This window comes from Streptococcus sp. M143, assembly GCF_000162495.1.
Lineage (GTDB): Bacteria > Bacillota > Bacilli > Lactobacillales > Streptococcaceae > Streptococcus > Streptococcus dentisani.
The window spans coordinates 68,285-93,974 of the sequence record NZ_GG730099.1 but is presented as its reverse complement, the minus strand read 5'-3'; the positions used below and the strand labels follow the sequence as shown (position 1 = coordinate 93,974).

10 protein-coding genes are annotated in these 25,690 nt (G+C 40.6%); 9 read left to right on the top strand and 1 reads right to left on the bottom strand.

The window, feature by feature from the left end; all coding sequences use genetic code 11:
* Nucleotides 1–23 precede the first annotated feature (23 nt).
* The 6 genes from HMPREF0850_RS11950 to rfbB are packed head-to-tail and all read left to right on the top strand — an operon-like array spanning nucleotide 24 to nucleotide 7,103.
* A complete protein-coding gene (locus tag HMPREF0850_RS11950) occupies nucleotides 24–1,958 on the top strand; it encodes an HAD-IA family hydrolase (RefSeq protein WP_000451557.1) in 1,935 nt (644 codons plus the stop codon).
* Nucleotides 1,948–3,393 carry a flippase gene (locus HMPREF0850_RS11945; RefSeq protein ID WP_000527159.1) on the top strand — a complete coding sequence of 482 codons (1,446 nt, stop codon included), beginning with the start codon at nucleotides 1,948–1,950 and terminating at the stop codon, nucleotides 3,391–3,393. Before HMPREF0850_RS11950 ends, HMPREF0850_RS11945 begins: the two co-directional genes overlap by 11 nt.
* Nucleotides 3,394–3,453: 60 nt before the next feature.
* The gene (gene wecB, locus HMPREF0850_RS11940; RefSeq protein ID WP_025168410.1) at nucleotides 3,454–4,542 is read left to right on the top strand and encodes a non-hydrolyzing UDP-N-acetylglucosamine 2-epimerase; all 1,089 of its coding nucleotides are present in this window, start codon (nucleotides 3,454–3,456) and stop codon (nucleotides 4,540–4,542) included.
* Nucleotides 4,543–4,580: 38 nt separating this feature from the next.
* On the top strand, nucleotides 4,581–5,450 hold the full coding sequence (gene rfbA / locus HMPREF0850_RS11935; RefSeq protein ID WP_000676133.1) for a glucose-1-phosphate thymidylyltransferase RfbA: 870 nt from the start codon (nucleotides 4,581–4,583) through the stop codon (nucleotides 5,448–5,450).
* Entirely contained in the window at nucleotides 5,451–6,047 is a 597-nt protein-coding gene (locus HMPREF0850_RS11930) for a dTDP-4-dehydrorhamnose 3,5-epimerase family protein (protein WP_000131470.1), read from the top strand.
* A gap of 9 nt (nucleotides 6,048–6,056) precedes the next feature.
* Complete coding sequence (gene rfbB, locus HMPREF0850_RS11925) at nucleotides 6,057–7,103, top strand: dTDP-glucose 4,6-dehydratase (protein ID WP_000170498.1); 1,047 nt, start codon at nucleotides 6,057–6,059, stop codon at nucleotides 7,101–7,103.
* Nucleotides 7,104–7,163: 60 nt separating this feature from the next.
* On the opposite strand, the gene rfbD is transcribed toward rfbB, so the two are convergent.
* Complete coding sequence (gene rfbD / locus HMPREF0850_RS11920) at nucleotides 7,164–8,018, bottom strand: dTDP-4-dehydrorhamnose reductase (protein ID WP_000600920.1); 855 nt, start codon at nucleotides 8,016–8,018, stop codon at nucleotides 7,164–7,166.
* A 245-nt stretch (nucleotides 8,019–8,263) separates the two neighbouring features.
* Between rfbD and HMPREF0850_RS11915 the strand changes: the two genes are divergently transcribed.
* From HMPREF0850_RS11915 to HMPREF0850_RS11905, 3 genes are all read left to right on the top strand, one after another.
* Nucleotides 8,264–10,246, top strand: coding sequence for a peptide ABC transporter substrate-binding protein (locus HMPREF0850_RS11915; protein ID WP_000842567.1), 1,983 nt, complete (start codon nucleotides 8,264–8,266; stop codon nucleotides 10,244–10,246).
* Nucleotides 10,247–10,529: 283 nt separating this feature from the next.
* Nucleotides 10,530–17,075 carry a SpGH101 family endo-alpha-N-acetylgalactosaminidase gene (locus HMPREF0850_RS11910; protein ID WP_001042688.1) on the top strand — a complete coding sequence of 2,182 codons (6,546 nt, stop codon included), beginning with the start codon at nucleotides 10,530–10,532 and terminating at the stop codon, nucleotides 17,073–17,075.
* 172 nt (nucleotides 17,076–17,247) lie between these two features.
* Nucleotides 17,248–25,590 carry an SIALI-17 repeat-containing surface protein gene (locus HMPREF0850_RS11905; protein WP_000357565.1) on the top strand — a complete coding sequence of 2,781 codons (8,343 nt, stop codon included), beginning with the start codon at nucleotides 17,248–17,250 and terminating at the stop codon, nucleotides 25,588–25,590.
* Nucleotides 25,591–25,690: the final 100 nt, after the last annotated feature.

Here is a 25,690-nt window from a genome sequence, read left to right as displayed (position 1 = left end):
AATTTAAAATAGTTAGGTGAAACATGGAAGTGTTTGATATATCTCAAATAAAAACAAAAATAGTTGCATTTGATTTTTTTGATACTGTTGTACATAGGAATTGTCATCCTGAGCAAACTTTGTATCAGTGGGCTAAGGAAATGGCTTTGGAGCTGAATTTTGATGTATCTCCTGCAATATTATACAAGATCAGAAAAAGTGTCGAAAACAATAAAGAGTTAGGCACTGAAGAAATGTGTTATCTAGATCTTTTGTCTGGAATATATAATGAAATTAAAGATAAGATAAAAAATACATCGAAAGAAGAGTTTATTCATAGAGCTAAAATTCTAGAATTGAAAATTGAATTACAACATATTTACTTGGATTCGGAAATTAAAGAAGTTTTAAAAAAATTGAAAAGTGATTCAAAACAGATTATCTTAGTTTCGGATTTTTATACTGATAGAGAATTAATAGAAACTATATTAAAAAAATTTGAAATTTTTGATTATTTTTCTTCTATCTATATTTCGAGTGAGAAAGCTTGCCGTAAATCCACAGGAAATTTATATAAGCTAATTTTGAAAGAATTAAATTTAAATCCTACAGACATTACCATGATAGGAGATAATTATAAATCTGATTATGAAGTACCGCGTTCTCTAGGATTAAATGCTATTTATAGACAATACATAGATAAAAATACAACAGTAGCAGAGAAAGAGTTGGTAAGACTCTATAATCAAATTTTATTTTCTAACAGTAAAAAAGCACCGTTTAATATTTTTTTAGCTGACATCGTATTCTTTATTTCGAAATTGCATAAAAAGATGATTCAAGATGATGTTCAAATAGCACTCTTTTGCTCAAGAGAAGGACAGTTATTGAAAAGACTTTTTGATATATATCAAGATACTTTTTTTGGGAAAAATCAAAAGATTTGTACAGAATATTTTTATGTTTCTAGACGATCGACATTATATTCTTCTTTTACTTCTTTAGAGAATGAAGAATTTGAGATGATTTTTCGTCAATATAAAAAAATTACATTACAAAATTTCTTATTAAACTTGAACTTTGCTAATAATGAAATCACATCGATTTGTCAAGATTTAAAAGAGAAACCAACATATGTATTAACAGTAGACGATCATTTATTAGAGAAACTAAAAAAACATCCTCAGTTCATTACGAAGTTCAATAAAGAGAAAAAAGACAGTCAATTACTACGTGATTATATAGAACGTTTAACTAAAAATCAAAATGAAGTATATTTAGTCGATGTGGGTTGGAAAGGAACGATACAAGATAGTATCAAAAAGGCTCTTCCAGACAAGAGAATAGTAGGTTATTATCTAGGATTGATGCTCAATGTTTACTCAGTAGAAAATAAAACGGATAAAACTGGTCTATTATTTTCTGATTATCCAAATAAATCGGAATTTTATGATATTGTGAGTAGAAATTTTGAATTTTATGAAGATATTTTTGTAGCAGATCATGGTCCAGTTTTGAAATATAAAAAAGATAGTGAAATTATTCCCATTCTTGAAGATGATAAGAAACATGTGAGTATTTATCAGGCAGTTAAAGATTATCAAGAAGAGTTAGTATTTGGATTTTCAGAAATTTTGGAAGCTTATAAGAAAATGAAGTTTCTCCCTTTTGAACAAAAAAATCTATGGCTAATGATGTCGCTAAAAAAAGAATGTATTTATATACCTAAGTTACAATCATTTTCTGAATCTTTAAAAGAAAAAGTTGTTGAAAATTTTGGTGAGATAGTAACTCTTAAGACTACGAAAAAATCTTTAAAAACGTTATTAAGAGAGAAAAGCGATCTACTTTGGGTTGATTTCGTTTATAGATTGTTTGGTGGTGTCAATTTCCTATTTATTCCAGAATTATATACAAGAGTTATATTTTTATTGAAATATTTAGATTTGAAATTGAGGTTGAAAAATTATGGGGAATAAATCCATAAAGTTGAATGCATTATTAAATATTGTCCTGACGCTATCAAATATCATCTTCCCATTAATCACTTTTCCTTATATATCTAGAATATTGAATCCAACTGGTATAGGTTTAACTTCATTTTTTAGTTCAATAGGGAATTATGGTATTTTACTTGCTTCTCTGGGAATTTCAACTTATGGTATCAAAGCAGTAGCAAGTGTTAGAGATGATAGAGACAAGTTGTCAAAGGTAGTGCAGGAGTTAATGATTATAAACGTTGCTATGTCTATAATAACAACTGCAATACTATTATTTTTGACTATATTTATAACACAATTGAATAAAGAATTTTCACTCTTATTGCTCACATGTGGGACAATTTTATCTTCTCCTTTTGCCTTAAATTGGTTGTATAGTGGAATGGAAGAGTATACTTATATTACTACTCGGTCAGTAGTGTTTAAAATTCTATCATTAATATTGATTTTTCTACTTGTGAAAAGGCCAGAGGATTATATTGTTTTTGCTAGTATTTCATTGTTTTCTTCTCTAAGTTCAAATATCTTAAATCTATGGCATAGCCGACATTTCATTAATATTAAATTATATAAAAATTTACAATTTAAACATCATTTTAAACCGATGTGGTATTTATTTGCTTCATTACTTGCAGTAAATATTTATACTAATTTAGATACAGTTATGCTCGGTTTTATTAATGGTAATGAGGCTGTGGGATACTATTCTGTGGCATCAAAGGTTAAGTGGATTTTGCTTTCTCTTATTACATCTATTAGTGCAGTTTTGCTACCGAGACTTTCATTTTATATTAGTAAAAATGACACCTCGAATTTTAGAAAAATATTAAAGGAGTCATCTGCGGTTATATTTTTTATTGCGATTCCATTGATGGTATTCTTTATTGTAGAGGCGAAAGATAGTATCTTATTACTAGGAGGAAGTCAGTATCTTCCTGCGACTTTAGCCATGCAAATACTTATGCCAATTTTACTTATTTCTGGTTTTTCGAATATTACAGGAAATCAAATATTGATTCCAATGAATAGAGAAAAATATTTTATGGTTGCAGTAACGATTGGTGCTATGATTAATCTTATTTTGAATCTACTGTTAATGCCTAAGTTTGGAATTATTGGTGCTTCTGTCGCAACTCTTTTTGCGGAATTGTCGCAGATGATGGTACAACTACATTTTTCAAAAGAATATTTAGTATCAAATATATCGATAAAGAGTTTGGTTAATGTGATAATTGCAACAGTTGTTTCTACAATACCACTAATCATTTTGAATCAGCTGATAACGATAACTATACCATTTTATTCTCTAATGCTAGCAGGTTTTGCTTTCTTTTCATTATATTTAGTAATTCTGCTTTTATTAAAGGAGGAAGTGACGATTCAATTATTTTCTCTTCTTGCAAAGAAGAAGTAAATTGGTCAGAAATTGAAATGTATAAACAAATAAAGAATTTAATTATTGATTTAGGAGGAAATCATGAAGATAATGCTAGTTTTTGGTACACGTCCAGAAGCGATAAAAATGTGTCCATTAGTGAATGAGTTGAAAAAACAGGCAGATATGGAAACAGTTGTTTGTGTAACTGGTCAGCACAAGGAGATGGTTAGCCCTGTTTTGGAATTGTTTGGAGTTCAACCAGACTATGATTTAGAAATAATGAAAGCTAATCAAACCTTGTTCTCTATAACAACAAGTATTTTAGAAAAAATTAAACCTGTTTTAGAAGAAGAACAACCAGATATTGTTCTAGTTCATGGTGACACTACTACAACATATGCAGCAGCTTTGGCAGCATTTTATCTTGGAATTAAGGTTGGCCATGTTGAAGCTGGGTTACGAACTTACAACCTGCAAAGTCCCTTCCCAGAAGAATTTAATAGACAATCGACTTCTATTATTGCAAATTATCATTTTGCCCCTACAGAATTAGCTAAAGAAAATCTAACAAAAGAGGGTAGGAACAATGTTTATGTGACTGGCAATACGGTGATTGATGCACTTACAACCACAGTACAAAAGGATTATACACACCCTGATTTAGATTTAAACGCTGATAATCGTCTCATTCTATTGACTGCTCACAGACGTGAAAATCTCGGAGAACCTATGAGGCATATGTTTAGAGCTGTTAAACGAGTTTTAAATGAATATGACGATGTTAAGGTAATTTATCCAATTCATAAGAATCCTTTGGTGCGTGAAACAGCCGCGGAAATTTTTGGAGACACAGAACGGATTCAGATTATTGAACCTTTAGATGTCCTTGACTTTCATAACTTTATGAATCATAGTTACATGATTTTAACTGATTCGGGAGGAGTTCAAGAAGAAGCGCCTTCTTTAGGTAAGCCCGTATTGGTCATGCGTGATACTACAGAAAGACCTGAAGGAGTGACTGCTGGAACGTTGAAATTAGTAGGAACTGATGAAGAGACAATTTATCAAAGTTTTAAGATGCTTTTGGATGATCCTAAAGAGTATAAAAAAATGAGTCAAGCAAGTAACCCTTATGGAAATGGTGATGCTAGTAAACAGATTGTTCGAATTTTACGTGGAATTTGAGTGTGTTCAGATAAAGTAATATAGAAAGGTACCCTATTATGAAAGGTATTATTCTTGCGGGTGGCTCAGGTACCCGACTGTACCCCCTTACACGCGCTGCGTCAAAACAGCTGATGCCGGTTTATGATAAACCCATGATTTACTATCCTTTGTCAACCTTGATGTTGGCCGGGATTAAGGACATTTTGATTATCTCAACACCACAAGATTTACCCCGTTTTAAGGACTTGCTATTGGATGGCTCCGAATTTGGGATTAAGCTTTCCTATGCGGTACAGCCAAATCCAGATGGGCTTGCTCAGGCTTTTATTATCGGTGAAGAATTTATCGGTGACGATAGCGTTGCCTTGATTTTAGGCGACAATATCTACCATGGTCCTGGTCTGAGCACAATGCTTCAAAAAGCAGCCAAGAAAGAGAAAGGTGCGACTGTTTTTGGTTACCACGTTAAGGATCCAGAACGTTTTGGTGTTGTAGAATTTGATGAAAATATGAATGCTATCTCCATCGAAGAAAAACCAGAACAGCCGCGCTCTAACTATGCAGTGACAGGACTGTATTTCTATGATAACGATGTTGTCGAAATTGCCAAGAGTATCAAACCAAGTCCTCGAGGAGAATTAGAAATCACAGATGTCAACAAGGCTTACTTGGATCGTGGTGATTTGTCTGTTGAGCTTATGGGACGTGGTTTTGCTTGGTTGGATACAGGAACTCACGAAAGTCTCTTAGAAGCAGCTCAATATATCGAAACGGTTCAACGTATGCAGAACGTGCAAGTGGCAAATCTGGAAGAAATTGCTTATCGTATGGGCTATATCAGTAAAGAGCAAGTGCATGAATTGGCGCAGCCGTTGAAGAAGAATGAATACGGACAATACTTGCTCCGTTTGATTGGAGAAATTTAGATGACAGATAATTTTTTTGGAAAAACACTTGCAGTGCGTAAGATTGATGCAATTCCAGGTTTGTTAGAGTTTGACATTCCAGTTCATGGAGACAATCGTGGCTGGTTTAAGGAAAATTTCCAAAAGGAAAAAATGCTGCCACTTGGCTTTCCTGAAAGCTTCTTTGCTGAAGGGAAACTGCAAAATAACGTCAGCTTTTCTCGCAAAAATGTTCTTCGAGGCCTCCATGCTGAGCCTTGGGACAAGTACATCTCTGTTGCAGATAATGGGAAGGTTCTAGGATCATGGGTTGATTTGCGTGAGGGTGAAACTTTTGGGAATGTTTACCAGACAGAGATTGATGCTAGTAAGGGAATCTTTGTCCCTCGTGGCGTAGCCAATGGATTTCAAGTCCTATCTGATACAGTTTCTTATAGCTATCTGGTTAATGACTATTGGGCGCTTGAACTCAAACCTAAGTATGCCTTTGTTAACTACTCTGACCCAGAATTAGGAATTGAGTGGGAAAATCTGGAAGAAGCAGAGGTATCTGAAGCGGACAAACATCATCCCCTACTTAAGGACGTGAAGCCTTTGAAAAAAGAAGATTTGGAATAAGGAAATAATATGACTAAATATAAAAACATCATCGTGACAGGTGGGGCTGGTTTTATTGGCTCTAACTTTGTCCACTATGTTTACAATAACTTTCCAGATGTGCATGTGACAGTGCTGGACAAGCTGACTTATGCAGGTAATCGTGCCAATATTGAAGAAATTTTAGGCGACCGTGTTGAGTTAGTTGTTGGAGATATTGCTGATGTAGCCTTGGTAGATAAGTTAGCAGCTGAAGCGGATGCCATTGTACACTATGCGGCAGAAAGCCACAATGACAACTCGCTCAATGACCCGAGTCCCTTTATCCACACCAACTTCATTGGAACCTACACACTTTTGGAAGTGGCTCGTAAATACGACCTTCGTTTCCACCATGTGTCAACTGACGAAGTCTATGGGGATCTCCCTCTGCGTGAAGATTTGCCAGGTCATGGAGAAGGGCCGGGTGAGAAATTTACGGCTGAAACCAAGTACAATCCAAGCTCACCTTACTCATCAACCAAGGCGGCCTCAGATTTGATTGTCAAAGCTTGGGTGCGCTCATTTGGCGTCAAAGCTACTATTTCCAACTGTTCCAACAACTATGGTCCTTACCAGCATATTGAGAAGTTCATTCCACGACAAATCACCAATATCTTGAGCGGTATCAAGCCAAAACTCTATGGTGAAGGTAAAAACGTCCGTGACTGGATCCATACCAATGACCATTCATCAGGCGTTTGGACAATTCTGACCAAGGGTCAAATCGGCGAAACTTATTTGATCGGTGCTAATGGTGAGAAGAACAACAAGGAAGTGTTAGAGCTCATCCTTAAGGAAATGGGACAGCCAGCTGACGCTTATGATCATGTGACCGACCGTGCTGGCCACGACTTGCGTTATGCTATTGATGCCAGCAAACTTCGTGATGAGCTAGGATGGAAGCCAGAGTTCACCAACTTTGAAGCAGGTCTCAAAGAGACCATCAAGTGGTACACGGATAACCAAGACTGGTGGAAATCAGAAAAAGAAGCAGTCGAAGCTAACTATGCTAAGAAACAACAAGTGATTAAATAAATGCATACAAAAAAGCAAGAGAATTCAAGGTCTCTTGCTTTTTATGTGTGTCGTAATCTTTTATTTTCTTACTTCTTGTTTATAAAACTCTTTAAGGGCATCTTGCCAGGTTGGAATGACGAAACCTGTCGCCTTTGCTTTTGCCAAGCTCATAGTTGAGTTGAGGGGGCGTTTAGCCTTGGCAGGAAACTTGCTGGAGTCTACTGGTAGTACTTCAACATCACTGTCCTTAAGAATTTCAACAGCAAAGTCATACCAAGTGGTATCCTCAGCTGCATCATTTGATAAGTGGTAGTAGCCATATTCTTTTTGATTTTCAGTCAAGTAGGTCATAAATTCGGCCAAGGTACGTGTCCAAGTTGGGCGACCGTGTTGGTCGTTGACTACAGTGAGAGTTTTATGGGTTTTGGCTAGATTTTGCATGGTAAAAACAAAGTTTTTTCCATAATTTCCAAAGACCCAAGCAGTGCGGATAATGTAATGCTGTGACGTAAGGCTTTCAACAAGCTCTTCACCCATTCGCTTGGTACGTCCGTACTCTGTCTGCGGATCAGGTAGGTCATCAACTTCCCATTCTTGTCCGACGGGTTTCTTTCCATCAAAGACGTAGTCTGTTGAGATATAGACCAGAGTAGCTCCGTATTTCTCAGAGGCCTTAGCAACATTTTCAGTTCCAGTTACGTTTATGGCAAAATCCAGTTCTTTTCCTTCATCTTCAGCTGCATCAACAGCAGTATAGGCTGCGCAATGATAGACTAAAGTTGGCTTAACCTCAGCAAATACTTTTTCAACCATTTCAGAATTAGTGATATCCATTTCGGCCACATCCACCGCAACATAGTCCACATTTCTTTCATCTAGCAGATAACGTAGTTCTGTACCGAGTTGACCATTTGCACCTGTAATTAAGATCATATCTTTCTCCTTGATTGTTCTTATACTTAATTATAGCAAAAATATAGAAAAATTGGTTTTTAGTGAAACTTTTTTCGGTATAAACTTTGTTAGTAAAGCCCAAGAGAGACGAATAATTATTACTTTAGAATATCCTTGAAACTATTTTTCAGAATATACCAAATTAACACAAAAATTCTGAAAATTCTGTTGACATCTTTTTGAAAAGAGTCTATAATGGAGAGAAAGTTTTAAAGGAGAAAATGATGAAAAGTTCAAAACTATTTGCCCTTGCGGGCGTGACATTATTGGCAGCGACTACTTTAGCTGCATGCTCTGGATCAGGTTCAAGCGCCAAAGGTGAGAAGACATTCTCATACATTTATGAGACGGATCCTGATAACCTGAACTATTTGACAACTAATAAAGCAGCTACAGCAAATATTACCAGCAACGTGGTTGATGGTCTGCTAGAAAATGACCGCTACGGGAACTTTGTGCCGTCTATGGCTGAGGATTGGTCAGTATCCAAGGATGGATTGACTTACACTTATACTATCCGTAAGGATGCAAAATGGTATACTTCTGAAGGTGAAGAATACGCGGCAGTCAAAGCTCAAGACTTTGTAACAGGACTTAAATATGCTGCTGATAAAAAATCTGATGGTCTTTATTTAGTTCAAGAATCAATCAAAGGATTGGACGCCTATGTTAAAGGAGAAATTACAGACTTCTCTCAAGTAGGAATCAAAGCCCTTGATGATTATACAGTTCAGTACACATTGAACAAGCCAGAAAGCTTCTGGAATTCTAAGACAACGATGGGAGTTTTGGCTCCAGTAAATGAAGAGTTCTTGAACTCCAAAGGGGATGACTTCGCCAAAGGGACAGATCCTAGTAGTATTCTCTATAATGGACCATTCTTGCTCAAATCGATTGTAGCCAAATCTTCTGTTGAGTTTGAAAAGAATCCAAACTATTGGGATAAAGATAATGTCCACATTGGCAAGGTGAAATTGTCATACTGGGATGGCCAAGATACCAACAAACCAACTGAAGCCTTCAAAGATGGCAGCTATACAATGGCACGTCTCTTCCCAACAAGCGCGAGCTACCCAGAGACTGAAAAAGCCTTTAAAGACAATATTGTTTACACACAACAAGATTCAACAACTTTCTTAGTTGGTATCAATATCGACCGTCAGTCTTATCAACATACTTCTAAGACAGCTGATGAACAAAAAACATCTACCAAGAAAGCTCTTCTAAATAAAGATTTCCGTCAAGCGCTTGCCTTTGGTTTTGATAGAACTGCCTATGCCTCTCAAGTAAACGGCGCAAGTGGTGCGACTAAACTGCTTCGCAACTTGTTTGTCCCACCTACATTTGTTCAAGCAGATGGTAAAAACTTTGGTGAGTTGGTCAAAGAAAAATTGGTGACATACGGTGACGAGTGGAGCAACGTGAACTTGGATGATGCCCAAGATGGACTTTACAATCCAGAAAAAGCCAAAGCAGAATTCGCCAAGGCTAAGACAGCTCTTCAAGCAGAAGGTGTGAAATTCCCAATCCACTTGGATATGCCTGTAGACCAAACAAACACAACGAAAGTTCAACGTGTGCAATCTTTGAAACAGTCACTTGAAGCAACTTTGGGAACAGATAATGTAGTTGTGGATATCCAACAACTTCAAAAAGACGATGTCTTGAACATCACCTACTTTGCCGAGACTGCTGCTGGTGAAGATTGGGATATCTCAGATAACGTTGGTTGGTCTCCAGACTTTGCGGATCCATCTACCTACCTTGATATTATCAAACCATCTGTAGGAGAAAATACAAAGACTTACCTAGGATTTGACTCTGGAACCAACAACGCTGCTGCCAAGCAAGTTGGTTTGGAAGACTACGAAAAAATGGTTGTGGAAGCTGGGGAAGAAACTACTGACGTTTCAAAACGTTATGAAAAATATGCTGCTGCCCAAGCTTGGTTGACAGATAGTGCCTTGATCATCCCAACAACTTCTCAAACTGGTCGTCCAATGTTGTCTAAGATGGTACCATTTACTCTTCCGTTTGCTTACTCAGGTAACAAAGGTATGAGCGAAGCCCTTTTGTACAAATATCTAGAAGTACAAGATAAGCCAGTAACAACAGAAGAATACCAAAAAGCCCAAGAAAAATGGCTGAAAGAAAAAGAAGAGTCTAATAAAAAGGCTCAAGAAGATCTCGCAAAACATGTGAAATAACTGTTGCAGAATATAAGAAAGGATTTAGTATTTCTCTTGAATGCTGAATCCTTTTTTACATTTGTAAAGAAAGATTCTAAATTTGGAGCTTCTTTTTGTCAGAATAGAGAAAATTTTCCTTAATTTTACTTGTTTCCTATTGCTTTCTCAGCTATTATTTGTTATATTAAAAACATAATTATTTTTTATTTATCAGGGTTAAGCATTGCACTTTCAGAGGAAGGAGTATTTTTTAAAAAGAAAATGTAAACGCTTACTCAAAAATGAAAGGATTTAGGAGTTTATGAATAAAAGATCATTTGAAAAACGTTGTAAATATAGTATTCGGAAATTTTCATTAGGTGTTGCTTCTGTTATGATTGGGGCTGCATTCTTTGGGACAAGTACAGTTCTTGCAGATAGCGTGCAGTCTGGATCCACGGCGAATTTACCAGCGGATTTAGCTACTGCTCTTGCAACAGCAAAAGAAAATGATGGGCGTGATTTTGAAGCGCCTAAGGCAGGAGAAGACCAAGGTTCTCCAGAAGTTACGGATGGACCTAAGACAGAAGAAGAACTATTAGCACTTGAAAAAGAAAAATCAGCTAGTTCAGATAAGTTACCAGAAGGCTTAGAGGGCAAATTAGATAAGGCTGAAGATAAAGGGAAAGAAGTTGATAAGGATCAATTAGCTAAAGATACTGAGAATCTCGTTCCAGAAGATGTAGCTAAAACAAAGAATGGTGAATTAAACTACGGAGCAACTGTCAAAATCAAGACACCATCAGGTGAAGGTAGTGGGATTGTCATTGGCGAAAATCTGGTTTTAACTGTTTCACATAACTTTATAAAAGACGTTCCAGATGGTAATAATCGCAAGGTTGTTTATAATGATAAGGGGGATGGGGATATCTATAGCATTTCCTATCCAGGACTACCAGATGTTAAATTTAGTAAAAAAGACATTATTCACTGGGATCGTGAAGGTTTCCTAAAAGGTTACAAGAATGATTTGGCTCTTGTTCGATTGCGAACTGTTCTGGAAAATACGCCTGTTGAAGTAACCAAAAAGCCAGTAGTTAAGAAAATCGGAGATAAGCTCCATGTCTTTGGTTATCCAGAAGGGAAATTGAATCCGATTGTCAACACTACAGTTGATTTTGCAGAACAATATGGAGAAGGTGTCCAAGGGATCGGTTATCAAGGAGGAAAACCAGGTGCTAGTGGTGGCGGTATCTTTGATACAGAAGGAAAACTGGTCGGTGTTCATCAAAATGGAGTTGTTGGCCAACGGAGTGGTGGTATTCTCTTCTCACCTGCTCAATTGAAATGGATCCAAGATCACATGAAGGGAATTTCAAGTGTCAAACCTGCAGACTTGGAAGAGAAAGAAAAACCAACCGAAGACAAACCAAAAGAGGACAGACCTGCAGCTGCTAAACCTGAAACACCTAAGACAGTAACTCCTGAATGGCAAACAGTAGAGAAAAAAGAACAACAGGGAACAGTCACTATCCGAGAAGAAAAAGGTGTCCGCTACAACCAACTATCCTCAACTGCTCAAAATGATAACGCAGGCAAACCAGCCCTATTTGAAAAGAAGGGTTTGACCGTTGATGCCAATGGAAATGCGACTGTTGATTTAACCTTCAAAGATGATTCTGAAAAGGGCAAATCACGCTTTGGTGTCTTCCTGAAATTTAAAGATACCAATAATAATGTTTTTGTCGGTTATGACAAGGATGGCTGGTTCTGGGAGTATAAATCTCCAACAACCAGCACTTGGTATAGAGGTAGTCGTGTCGCTGCCCCTGAAACAGGATCAATTAACCGCCTATCAATTACCCTCAAGTCAGATGGTCAGCTCAATGCAACGAATAATGATGTGAAGCTCTTTGATACAGTAACTCTACCAGCTGCGGTCAATGACCATCTTAAAAATGAGAAGAAAATTCTTCTCAAGGCGGGTTCTTATGGCGATGAGCGAACAGTTGTTAGTGTTAAAACTGATAACCAAGAGGGTGTAAAAACAGAGGATACTCCTGCTGAAAAAGAAACAGGTCCTGAAGTTGATGATAGCAAGGTGACTTATGACACTATTCAGTCTAAGGTCCTCAAAGCAGTGATTGACCAAGCCTTCCCACGTATTAAAGAATACAGTTTGAACGGGCATACCTTGCCAGGACAAGTCCAACAATTCAATAAAGTATTTATCAACAAACACGAAGTTACACCTGAAGTTACTTACAAAAAAATCAATGAGACAACTGCAGAGTACTTGATGAAGCTTCGCGATGATGCTAATCTTATCAATGCGGAAATGACAGTTCGTTTGCAAGTTGTGGATAATCAATTGCACTTTGATGTGACCAAGATTGTCAACCATAATCAAGTTACTCCAGGTCAAAAGATTGATGATGAAAGAAAACTGCTTTCTTCTATTAGTTTCCTTGGCAATGCTTTGGTCTCTGTTTCGAGTGATCAAGCTGGTGCCAAGTTTGACGGGGCAACCATGTCAAACAATACCCATGTCAGCGGAGATGATCATATCGATGTAACCAATCCAATGAAAGACTTGGCCAAGGGTTACATGTATGGATTTGTTTCTACAGACAAGCTTGCTGCAGGTGTTTGGAGTAACTCTCAAAACAGCTACGGTGGAGGTTCTTATGACTGGACCCGCTTGACAGCCTACAAGGAAACAGTCGGGAATGCTAACTATGTCGGAATTCATAGTTCTGAATGGCAATGGGAAAAAGCTTATAAGGGCATTGTCTTCCCAGAGTATACCAAGGAACTTCCAAGTGCTAAGGTTGTTATCACTGAAGATGCCAATGCAGACAATAAAGTGGATTGGCAAGATGGAGCTATTGCTTATCGTAGCATCATGAACAACCCTCAAGGTTGGGAAAAAGTCAAGGATATCACAGCTTATCGTATCGCGATGAACTTTGGTTCACAAGCACAAAACCCATTCCTTATGACCTTGGATGGTATCAAGAAGATCAATCTTCATACAGATGGTCTAGGACAAGGTGTTCTCCTTAAAGGTTATGGTAGTGAAGGTCATGACTCTGGTCACTTGAACTATGCTGATATTGGTAAACGTATTGGTGGTGTTGAAGACTTCAAGACCTTGATTGCGAAAGCGAAGAAATATGGTGCTCATCTAGGTATCCATGTTAACGCTTCTGAGACTTATCCTGAGTCTAAATACTTCAATGAAAAAATCCTCCGTAAGAATCCAGATGGTAGCTATAGCTATGGCTGGAACTGGCTAGACCAAGGTATCAACATTGATGCTGCTTATGACCTAGCACATGGACGCTTGGCTCGTTGGGAAGACTTGAAGAAAAAACTTGGTGACGGTCTCGACTTTATCTATGTGGACGTTTGGGGTAATGGGCAATCAGGTGATAACGGTGCCTGGGCTACCCACGTTCTTGCAAAAGAAATCAACAAACAAGGCTGGCGCTTTGCGATTGAGTGGGGCCATGGTGGTGAATACGACTCTACCTTCCAACACTGGGCAGCTGACTTGACCTATGGTGGCTACACTAATAAAGGTATCAACAGCGCCATCACGCGCTTTATCCGTAATCACCAAAAAGATGCTTGGGTAGGAGACTACAGAAGTTACGGTGGTGCAGCCGACTATCCACTTCTAGGTGGCTACAGCATGAAAGACTTTGAAGGCTGGCAAGGACGAAGTGATTACAATGGCTATGTAACCAACTTGTTTGCCCATGACTTGATGACCAAATATTTCCAACACTTCACTGTAAGCAAATGGGAAAATGGCACACCAGTTACCATGACCGATAACGGTAGCACCTATAAATGGACTCCAGAAATGAAGGTTGAGCTAGTCGATGCAGCAGGTAACAAGGTTGTTGTGACTCGTAAGTCAAATGATGTCAATAGCCCGCAATACCGCGAACGTACAGTAACGCTCAATGGACGTGTTATCCAAGATGGTTCAGCTTATTTGACTCCTTGGAACTGGGATGCAAATGGTAAGAAACTTCCTGCTGATAAGGAAAAGATGTACTACTTCAATACGCAAGCTGGTGCAACAACTTGGACACTTCCAAGTGATTGGGCAAATAGCAAGGTTTACCTTTATAAATTAACTGACCAAGGTAAGACAGAAGAGCAAGAACTAACTGTAAAAGATGGCAAGATTACCCTAGACCTTCTAGCAAATCAACCATACGTTCTCTATCGTTCAAAACAAACCAATCCTGAAATGTCATGGAGCGAAGGCATGCATATCTATGACCAAGGATTTAACAGTGGGACCTTGAAACACTGGACCATTTCTGGTGATGCTTCTAAGGCAGAAATTGTCAAATCACAAGGCGCAAATGAAATGCTTCGTATACAAGGCAATAAGAGCAAGGTCAGCCTTACTCAGAAACTGACTGGCTTGAAACCAAATACCAAGTATGCTGTTTATGTCGGTGTTGATAACCGTAGTAATGCTAAGGCAAGTATCACAGTGAATACTGGCGAGAAAGAAGTGACTACTTATACCAATAAGTCACTCGCTCTCAACTATATCAAAGCATACGCTCATAACAATCGCCGTGACAATGCTACAGTTGACGATACAAGTTACTTCCAAAACATGTACGCCTTCTTTACAACAGGATCGGACGTATCAAATGTTACTTTGACATTGAGTCGTGAAGCTGGTGATGAAGCAACTTACTTTGATGAAATTCGTACCTTTGAAAATAATTCAAGCATGTACGGAGATAAGCATGATACAGGTAAAGGAACATTTAAACAAGACTTTGAAAATGTTGCTCAGGGGATCTTCCCATTCGTAGTGGGTGGTGTCGAAGGTGTTGAAGACAACCGCACTCACTTGTCTGAAAAACACGATCCATATACACAGCGTGGTTGGAACGGTAAGAAAGTCGATGATGTTATTGAAGGAAATTGGTCATTGAAGACAAATGGACTGGTTAGCCGTCGTAACTTGGTTTACCAAACCATTCCACAAAACTTCCGCTTTGAAGCAGGTAAGACCTATCGTGTAACTTTTGAATACGAAGCAGGATCAGACAATACCTACGCCTTTGTAGTTGGTAAGGGAGAATTCCAATCTGGTAACCGTGGTACGAAAGCAAGCAACTTGGAAATGCATGAATTGCCAAATACCTGGACAGATTCTAAGAAAGCCAAGAAGGCAACCTTCCTCGTGACTGGTGCAGAAACAGGTGATACTTGGGTAGGTATCTACTCAACTGGAAATGCAAGCAATACTCGTGGTGATTCTGGTGGAAATGCCAACTTCCGTGGATATAACGACTTCATGATGGATAATCTTCAAATCGAAGAAATTACCCTAACAGGTAAGATGTTGACAGAAAATGCTCTGAAGAACTACTTGCCAACGGTTGCCATGACCAACTACACCAAAGAGTCTATGGATGCATTGAAAGAAGCGGTCTTTAACCTCAGTCAGGCAGATGATGATATCAGTGTCGAAGAAGCGCGTGCAGAGATTGCCAAGATTGAAGCCTTGAAGAATGCTTTGGTTCAGAAGAAGACAGCCTTGGTAGCAGAAGACTTTGAAAGTTTGGATGCGCCAGCTCAACCAGGTGAAGGTCTAGAGAATGCCTTTGATGGTAATGTGTCTAGTCTATGGCATACATCTTGGAATGGTGGAGATGTAGGCAAGCCTGCAACCATGGTATTGAAAGAACCTACTGAAATCACAGGACTTCGCTATGTACCACGTGGTTCAGGTTCAAACGGTAACCTGAGAGATGTGAAACTGGTTGTCACAGATGAGTCTGGCAAGGAGCACACCTTTACTGCAACTGATTGGCCTGATAATAATAAGCCGAAAGATATTAACTTTGGTAAGATAATCAAGGCTAAGAAGATTGTCCTTACTGGTACCAAGACATACGGAGATGGTGGAGATAAATACCAATCTGCAGCAGAACTTATCTTTAATCGTCCACAGGTAGCAGAAACACCGCTTGACATGTCCGGCTATGAAGCGGCTTTAGCTAAGGCTCAAAAATTGACAGACAAAGAAAATCAAGAGGAAGTAGCTGGAGTTCAGGCAAGCATGAAATATGCTATGGATAGCCATCTCTTGACGGAAAGAATGGTGAAATACTTTGCAGATTATCTCAATCAATTAAAAGATTCCGCTCCGAAACCTGATGCTCCGACAAGCAGTAAGGGTGAAGAGCAACCACCAGTTCTTGAAGTCCCAGAATTCAAAGGCGGAGTCAATGCGGCAGAAGTGGCTGTACATGAAGTCCCAGAGTTCAAGGGCGGCGTTAATGCGGCAGAAGTGGCTGTACATGAAGTCCCAGAGTTCAAGGGCGGCGTTAATGCGGCAGAAGCAGCTGCTCATGAAGTCCCAGAGTTCAAGGGCGGCGTTAATGCGGCAGAAGCAGCTGCTCATGAAGTCCCTGAGTTCAAGGGCGGAGTCAATGCAGCAGAAGTAGCTGTTCATGAGGTTCCTGAGTTCAAGGGAGGAGTCAATGCGGTTGAAGCCTTGGTTCACGAATTGCCAGAATACACCGGTGGCGTCAATGGAGTTGAGCCAGCTGTACATGAAAAACCAGAGTACACAGGCCCACTAGGTACAGCAGGTGATGAACCAGCACCAACTGTTGAGAAACCAGAGTATAAGTTGACACCAGCTCCACTAGCTGATACAAAGACATCAGAAATCAAAGATACTCTGAAAAATGAAGAAAGCAAAAAGACACTCCCAGAAACAGGAGAAGACCAGTCTGATACAGCCCTCTTCCTAGCAGGAATCAGCCTAGCATTGTCAGCTGCCCTCTTTGCTATTAACAGTAAAAAAGAATAGATATTTATTTATTCCACAACTACATTGTTTGGATAAGTGACTTGGACTTCTATGGGAGTCAGAGTCGGAAAATGAATCAAACACCTGGAGAGGACCTCTTGGTTCTCTCCTTTTTAAAAGGAGAAATGATAACGCTTACTAGCGTAGGCGGATGAAAGGAAATAGGAGAAATATGGACAAACACTTTTTTGAGAAACGCTGTCATTATAGTATCCGCAAATTTGCAATTGGTGCAGCCTCAGTTATGATTGGTGCTAGTATCTTTGGAGCCAATATGGTTCAGGCAGCAGAAACAGCAGCGCCTTCAGAGACAGAGGGAAGTATCACTCATGTTCAAGCCCTGGATAAGTTACCAGATGATTTAGCCGCTGCGCTTGAAAAAGCAGATGCAGAAGCTGCAACAGAAGGAAATCAAGAGGGTAGTCAGGCAACCGAAGAAGGAACAAAACCTGCAGCAAGTGAGGAGGCAAAACCAGAGACAAGTCCTGCAAGTCCCAAGCCAGCAGAAACGCCGAAACCGGTTGAAACACCAAAGGCGGATAATCAACCTGCGGAAACCACTCCACCCGCAACAAAACCAGCTGAAAAGACAATCGAAGATAGAGAAGATGTAAACCACCTCGAAGGCGCTACTGCTCAGGCGAGCAACCATGAGACTGGGACCCACTTTACTGCAGATAAGGCTATCGATGGAGATGACAATACTCGTTGGGCAACGGACAGAGATGTACCAAAACCAACCTTCGAATTGACTCTTCCAAAAACCACCCTCATCAAGCATGTAGAAATTGACTGGGATCGTCGTCTTCGTAATGGGCAAAATGACCCAAATATCAAATCTTGGAGTCTCTATTACGCAGGTCAAGAAGACGTGGGTGCTAATGGAGAAAAACAATGGAAACTCGCTCATACCAAGACTGGAGACCCTGTTTTAGATGAGAAAGTAGACTTAGCTGAGAGTATCAAAGCTAAGTATCTCAAACTTGAAGTCAATGATTATCAAGCGGGAACAATGGGCTGGAGAAACGTTGGAATTCAAGAAATTCGAGCTTATTCAAACGTTCCGGACCATAGTAAGGTAACGGATATCCGCCAAGTTGATCAGTTGGATGTGGCTGAAGATGGCAAGTCTCTTGTCCTACCAAGTTTGCCGGGTCAGGTTAGTCTGATTGGCAGTAACAAGCAGGGTGTGATTGACCTTCAAAATCGCATCTACCAACCTCTGACAGATCAACGTGTCAAGGTCATGGTACAACAAATCAAAGACAGCCATACCTTTACCAAAGAGTTTGAAGTTGTTATCAAGGGGCTACATCAAGATGAGGGTGTGGGTGTCAAACCAAAAGTAGCACCAGCTGTTCAACAATGGTATGGGAAAGAAGGCCAATCTTCTATCACTTCAGATACAGTTCTTGCGACAGGAAATTCAGGCTTTGATCAGGCAGCAACCTTCTACCAGTCAGACCTTGCCAGCCGTGGATTGGAACTAGCAACAGGTGACAAGCAAGCTCAAAAACGAATCGAATTTAAAAAGGTTGAAAACAAGGGTTACGGTAAGGAAGGGTATGGCATCACTATCCAAAATAATGTGATTACCATCGAAGCTGCCACAAACACAGGAGCCTTTTACGCCACTCGGACTCTTCTTCAAATGGGAGAAACAGACCTACAAAATGGCGAAATTCGTGATTTCCCAAGTTTCAGCCACCGTGGCTTTATGCTAGATACAGGTCGTAAATTTATCCCTTACGACACCCTTGTAGACATCATGCTCAACATGGCTTACTACAAGATGAACGACTTGCAGTTGCACCTTAATGATAACTATATCTTTCTCAAGGAACACTTGGCAGGAAAGAATCTTTCTAAAGAGGAAGAACTCAAGTATGTCCTTGAACATGCCAAGACTGGTTTCCGTGTGGAGACAGACATTGTCGGTAAGAATGGCCAAAAATTGACATCAGATGAGCATTATACCAAGGAAGAAATGCAAAATCTGATTAAACTTGCCAAGGCCTTGCATATCAACCTAGTGCCAGAAATTGACACACCAGGTCATGCACTATCATTTGTCAAAGTTCGCCCAGACCTCATGTATCAAGGTAGTTTGAGCGATTATGCAGGCAAGCACAATGTTGAGCGCGTAGCCATGCTAGACTTGGATAACAAGTACGAAGAAACTCTTAAATTTGTCAAATCAGTTTATGACAAACTCCTCGATGGTCCAGATGCACCGCTTCATGGCGTGTCCACTGTTCATATCGGAACGGATGAATACTATGGCAGCAGAGAAAGCTATCGTCGCTATGTCAATGACCTTATCAAATACATTAAAGGAAAAGGCTATACCCCTCGAATCTGGGGCTCACTCAGTGCGAAACGTGGGAACACTCCTGTTGATTGGAACGGAGTAGAAGTTGATATCTGGAGTATTAGCTGGCAACGACCAAATGAAGCCATTGCTCAGGGAGCTAAGATTATCAACATCACGGATGTACCGACCTATAGTGTGCCAAGTGGAAGCAATAGTCAAGCAGCCTACGGGGACTATGCAAACTACGAACGTCAGTACAATAGCTGGACACCGAATGATTTTAGAACAGGTGGCGGTCCACTTCTACCAGCTTCTCATCCAAGTATCCTTGGTGGTGGGCACGCAGTTTGGAATGACAATATCGACCTTCATGAGACAGGTTTGACCTCTTATGACATCTTCAAACGCTTCTTCAAGAGCATGCAAACCACTGCAGAGCGCACTTGGGGATCTGACCGTGCAGCTGCGACCTTTGCAGAACGCACCCTACCAACGAGCCCTTATGCGCCACAGTCAAATCCTGATAAAGAGATTGATCAAAGCGACTTGTTTACCATCAATCCTGAAACAGTCAAGAACTATGCGAGCAAGAAAGTGAAGACAAGCGAGCAGGGATTGGCTTTTGAGAAAGACAGCAGTATCGAAGGCTTGGCAGGTGATGTTGGTCCAAGTCATGTCTTGAAGTTTGATGTAACTGTCACTGGAGACGGTGAACAAACCTTCTCAACAAGTGGGGACAACCGTATCTATCTAGCTGATAAAGATGGCTACCTTGCTTATCAATTTGAACAGTTCCATATTCAATTCAATAAAAAACTTGAAAAGAACAAACGTTATCAAATCTCCATCGTAACCAAACCACAGTCAACCGAAGTCTATGTAGATGGTGAAAAGATTGAGCGTATCACAAATCCAGCTCACCCTCGCTTTGCCCACAATAGCTTGGTACTACCGCTTGAAAGCATCGGTGGTTTCAAAGGAATCTTGCATAGTGCAGAGTTGTCAGATAAACCATTTGTAAATCCTCGTTTGATTGCAAATGATAAGATTACTGCAACCGCAAGCAGTCAGCAACTTCCAGGGAACGCGACTGAAGGCGCTGTTGAAAAGGCCTTTGACAATGATCCAAATACCTTCTGGCATACTAAGTGGACTGGTGACACTGCGCCATACACTCTTACTATGACCTTGAAAGAAGCAGAAAAAGTCAATGGCTTGACTTATCTTCCACGTCCAGGTGGTGGAAATGGTGTCGTGACGCGCTACGAAATCTACGCACAAAAAGATGGCCAAATGGTCAAGGTTTCAGAAGGAAGCTGGGACAACAACGCCCAAGAAAAAACAGTCAACTTTGCGGCGGTAGATACCAACAAGATTGAGTTGAAAGTATTGGAAGGCGTTGGTGGTTTTGCAAGTGCAGCTGAAGTTCATCTATTGAAACCTGTCAAAGAAGAGCAAGAAACGCCTGCACCGAGTCAACCAGAAAAACCAACTACACCTGAAAAACCAAAAGTAGAGCAAACAGGTGATGGAACAGTTGAATTGGCAGATCAATTCACAGCAAGTAAACCAGCTAGCGAAGACAGCATTGCAGCTGCTAGCAAGAGCGCAGACTATCTCAAGAAAGAGTACAAGGTCTTCCCAACTCCACAAAAAGTGACCTATGGCGAAGGTGTTACAGCCCTTCGTAAGCAAGTCAATCTGGTTATGGGGGATCAACTCGACATCTATACTCGCAATCGCTTGAAGAGTGTCTTGCAGGATAATCAAGTATCTTATACAACTGGTAAGACAGCAATCGCTGGCGCAACCAATATCTATCTTGGAGTGCATGGACAAGGTTCACAAGCAGAGCAAAACTTGTCCAATGTTTCAGCAGGTCTCTTTGACAAGATTGATGCCTATGCCTTGACCATCAAGGATAACTCAATTTCTATCGTCGGAAAAGACACGGATGCAGTCTTCTATGGTTTGACAACCTTGAAACACATGCTTAAGGAAAGCCAAGTGCCAGTCCTTCGCAATGTGACAGTAGAAGATTACGCAGAGCTCAAGAACCGTGGCTTTATCGAAGGTTACTATGGAAATCCATGGTCGAATGCCGATCGTGCAGAGCTCATGCGTTACGGTGGCGATTTGAAATTGAACCAATACTTCTTTGCACCAAAAGATGATCCATACCACAACAAGAAATGGCGTGAACTCTATCCAGAAGAAAAACTAGCTGAAATCCGTGAACTTGCTCGTGTCGGAAATCAAAGTAAAACCCGCTATGTCTGGACCATCCATCCATTCATGAACAACCGCATCCGCTTTGGCAATGAAGCGCATTACCAAGAAGATTTGGCAACCATCAAGGCTAAATTTACCCAGTTGATGAAAGTGGGTGTCCGTGAATTTGGTATCCTAGCAGATGATGCTCCAAGCCCAGTTGGAGGCTACAATAGCTACAACCGCTTGATGCAAGATATGACCAAGTGGTTGACTGAAATGCAGGGAACTTACAGCGGTCTTCGTAAAGAAATGATCTTTGTTCCTGGACAGTATTGGGGTAATGGACGTGAAGATGAGTTGAAATCTCTCAATGAAAATCTCCCAAGTTCAACATCCATGACCTTGACGGGTGGTAAGATTTGGGGTGAAGTCTCTGAAAGCTTCCTATCAACTCTCAAGAACAATCTATCCGCAGGTGGCAAAACCTATCGCCCAGTTTCACTTTGGATTAACTGGCCTGTAACAGATAACTCTAAACAACACTTGATTCTAGGTGGTGGTGAGAAATTCCTTCATCCAAATGTGGATCCAAGTTTGCTGTCTGGTATCATGTTGAACCCAATGCAACAGTCTGAACCATCTAAGATTGCCCTCTTTTCAGGAGCTCAATACTCATGGAAACAGTGGAAATCAGAAGAAGAAGCTAAGAAAATCAATGACATTGCCTTCAACTTTGTAGAAAATGGTCATTTTGAAGATAGCAAGGTATCGGCAGCCTTCCGTGAACTTGGTAAGCACATGATCAACCAAAACATGGATAATCGTGTCGTCAAACTAGAAGAATCTGTAGACTTGGCTCCAAAATTAACAGACTTCATGACCAAGCTTAAAGCAGGTCAGGATGTGACTGCTGAACGTATAGCCTTGCGTGCAGAATTTGCCAAGATTAAAGAAGCAGCTGAGCTCTATAAAGCATCAGGTGATAAAAAAATGGTTGCCCAAATCCACTATTGGTTGGATAATGCAATCGACCAAATGAATGCTCTCGATGCCTTCCTTACAGGAACTGAAGCCATGGCTACCAACGATGCAGCCAAACTTTGGGATAGCTACTATAAAGGCTTGAAGTTCTACGAACAGTCTCAAACTCATACCTTCCATTATGTAGACCATATGGAAAAAGCTGAATTGGGTGTTCAACATATTCGTCCATTTATCCTATCCTTGAAAGAAGTTTTGGCGTCTGAAGTTCAAAAAGTCTTGCATCCAGATCAAATCATCAGTACCTTTATCACCAATCGAACAGGTGTAGAGGGTGGCTTGGCAGAAGTAACGGATGGCGATTTGGCAACTCATGCGATTATTAAATCACCAAATAGCATCAAGACAGGTGATTATATTGGTATGAAGTTCAACAAACCAGTAGCGATTCAAACCTTGACCTTTGCAATGGGAACGCAGGCAAATCCACGTGATACCTTTAGTAAGGCAGAAGTACAGTATCAAGATGAAAATGACAACTGGGTAACCTTGAAAGAGCCAAGCTATGTCGGAAATGAATCCCTTCTTAAGTTTGAAAATCTCAATATCAAGGCCAAGGCAGTTCGCATGATTGCGACAGCAGATCGCGAGAACACTTGGTTTGCAGTTCAGGAAATTGCAGTTAACCGGTCAGTTGAAAAAGCTCGTAGCCAGCAAGCAACGACAGTTAGTCTAAGCTCAAACTTAGTTTACAAACTAAATACCTCAGCCCGTCAAATCACTGATGGCAAGGACAATACAGAAGCCATGATGGCAAATGCTGACGGTAGCAATACGACACCAGTAGATGCCTGGGCACAACTTGACCTCGGTGAAGTCAAGTCAGTCACTAAAGTACGACTTCGCCAAGGAACGGGTGATAAGCTTGCCACAGGTGTACTTGAGTACTCTACAGATGGAACTGCATGGCAAGAGTTGGATCGCCTATCAGGAGAACAAACCAAGGAAGTGACCAGAGCGATCAATGCTCGTTACATCCGAGTACGCAATACCAAGGCCCTCGACCTCTGGTGGCGTATTCAGGACTTCTCTGTTGAGACACGCTCTGGAAACAGTGAGTTAACAGACACCAACGTCGACGCCTTGAAGGAAACACCAGTAGTGGATAGCTTAGGCAGTTACGAACTTCAAATTCCAGCTGGAACCAAACTCCCTGCTCATAGCTATCTAGGTATGAAGCTTGACCGTATCCATCAGATCAAGAGCATCCAGCTCAAAGGCCAAGCCAACCCTTCTCTTAGCCTAGAGTATTCTGCAAATGCACAAGAATGGACACCAGCCAGCCAGTTGACAGACAGATCTGTGGCAACCCACTTAGTACGTTATGTGCGTCTGGTCAACAAAACAGATCAGGAACAAGCTGTCACAGCCACTTCTCTCCTTGTGACAACCAAAGAAGTGCAACCAACCAAACTAGAATCTACAACTATGGGCATTCATCCAACATACGGCAGCAATGATGTTCGTAAACTGAACAACCTAGATCAACTATTTGACGGTGTTTACAACAACTTCGTTGAGTTTTCAGACTATGCCCATAAAGATGGTCATGTGACCTTGAAACTTGGTAGCGAACGCACTATCAAGAAGATTAGAGCCTACATCCAAGACGGAACTCAAAACTACCTTCGTGATGGCAAGATCCAAGTCAGCCAAGATGGTAAAACTTGGACAGATGTCGTGACAGTAGGAGATGGTGTAGCCAATAGCCAACACGATGATTCTCTGACAGATGGTTGGACACATGATTCTAAGATGCCAGGAAATCGCTACATCGAAGGAGAATTGACGACACCAGTCAAAGCTAACTATCTCCGTGTCCTCTATACGGCAGACTATGATGCCCGGTTTGTAGGCTTTACAGAATTGGTCATCAATGACGGTGAATTTGTCAAACCAATCAATGATCCAACAGTAGAAGGAAATAGTGGAGAAAGCCAAGGTAATCTCTACAACAACCTTGTAGACGGCAAAGTCTTGACCAGCTACAAGTCTGAAAAAGACAAGGGCGAATTGGTGTATCACTTATCTGAGCCAACCAATGCCAACCACCTTCGTCTCGTTTCCAGTCTTCCTGAAGGAGCGAAAGCACGTGTTCTTGCTAGAACACTCAAGGATGGTCAAGACAGTTGGACAGACCTCGGTGCCATTACATCTAGTCTCCAAACCTTTGCTATCCGAAATGGTGGCTCTCTTCTAGACGTCAAATTAGTCTGGGAAGGTGGCAAGGCTGAGTTTTATGAATTGGCAAGCTTCCATCAAGCATTAACAGAAGAATCGGTTCAATCAAGCAAGGGTGAAGAAGAACCACCAGTTTTGAGCAAACCGGACTTTACAGGTGGTGTGAATGCGGCTGAGGCAGCAGTGCATGAGGTACCAGAATACACAGGCCCACTTAGTACAGCAGGAGATCAGCCAGCACCGATAGTTGAGAAACTAGAGTTTACAGGTGGTGTGAACGCGGTAGAAGCAGCAGTACATGAAGTACCAGAGTACACAGGTCCACTTGGTACAGCAGGAGACCAACCAGCACCGATAGTTGAGAAACTAGAGTTTACAGGCGGTGTGAACGCGGTAGAAGCAACAGTACATGAAGTACCAGAGTACACAGGTCCCTTATCAACAGTAGGCGACCAGGCAGCACCGACAGTAGAGAAACCAGAGTTTACAGGTGGTGTGAACGCGGTAGAAGCAGCAGTACATGAAGTACCAGAGTACACAGGTCCACTTGGTACAGCAGGAGACCAACCAGCACCGACAGTTGAAAAACCAGAGTACAAATTGAACTTAAGTCCACTCGCTGATACTAAGACTCCAGAAGTTAAACAGGATGATCAGAAGGAGCTTCCGGCAACAGGTGAAAGCAAATCTGACACAGCTCTCTTCCTTGCAGGCGTTAGCCTAGCTCTATCCGCTATCTTTATCGCGAAAGGGAAAAAGGAATAGCATCTGATTACCTTTGCTTTTGACAAATTTTAGCATCAAGAGAAAGTGAAAAAGACAGCACCATAACCTCTACAAAAGTTAGAGAAACTATCAAAAGAGT

Coding starts and splice junctions, on each gene's coding strand:
- HMPREF0850_RS11915 (WP_000842567.1), top strand. CDS start 8,264: ATGAAAAGTTCAAAACTATTTGCCCTTGCGGGCGTGACATTATTGGCA.
- HMPREF0850_RS11905 (WP_000357565.1), top strand. CDS start 17,248: ATGGACAAACACTTTTTTGAGAAACGCTGTCATTATAGTATCCGCAAA.
- HMPREF0850_RS11950 (WP_000451557.1), top strand. CDS start 24: ATGGAAGTGTTTGATATATCTCAAATAAAAACAAAAATAGTTGCATTT.
- HMPREF0850_RS11930 (WP_000131470.1), top strand. CDS start 5,451: ATGACAGATAATTTTTTTGGAAAAACACTTGCAGTGCGTAAGATTGAT.
- HMPREF0850_RS11910 (WP_001042688.1), top strand. CDS start 10,530: ATGAATAAAAGATCATTTGAAAAACGTTGTAAATATAGTATTCGGAAA.
- HMPREF0850_RS11945 (WP_000527159.1), top strand. CDS start 1,948: ATGGGGAATAAATCCATAAAGTTGAATGCATTATTAAATATTGTCCTG.
- rfbA (WP_000676133.1), top strand. CDS start 4,581: ATGAAAGGTATTATTCTTGCGGGTGGCTCAGGTACCCGACTGTACCCC.
- rfbB (WP_000170498.1), top strand. CDS start 6,057: ATGACTAAATATAAAAACATCATCGTGACAGGTGGGGCTGGTTTTATT.
- rfbD (WP_000600920.1), bottom strand. CDS start 8,018: ATGATCTTAATTACAGGTGCAAATGGTCAACTCGGTACAGAACTACGT.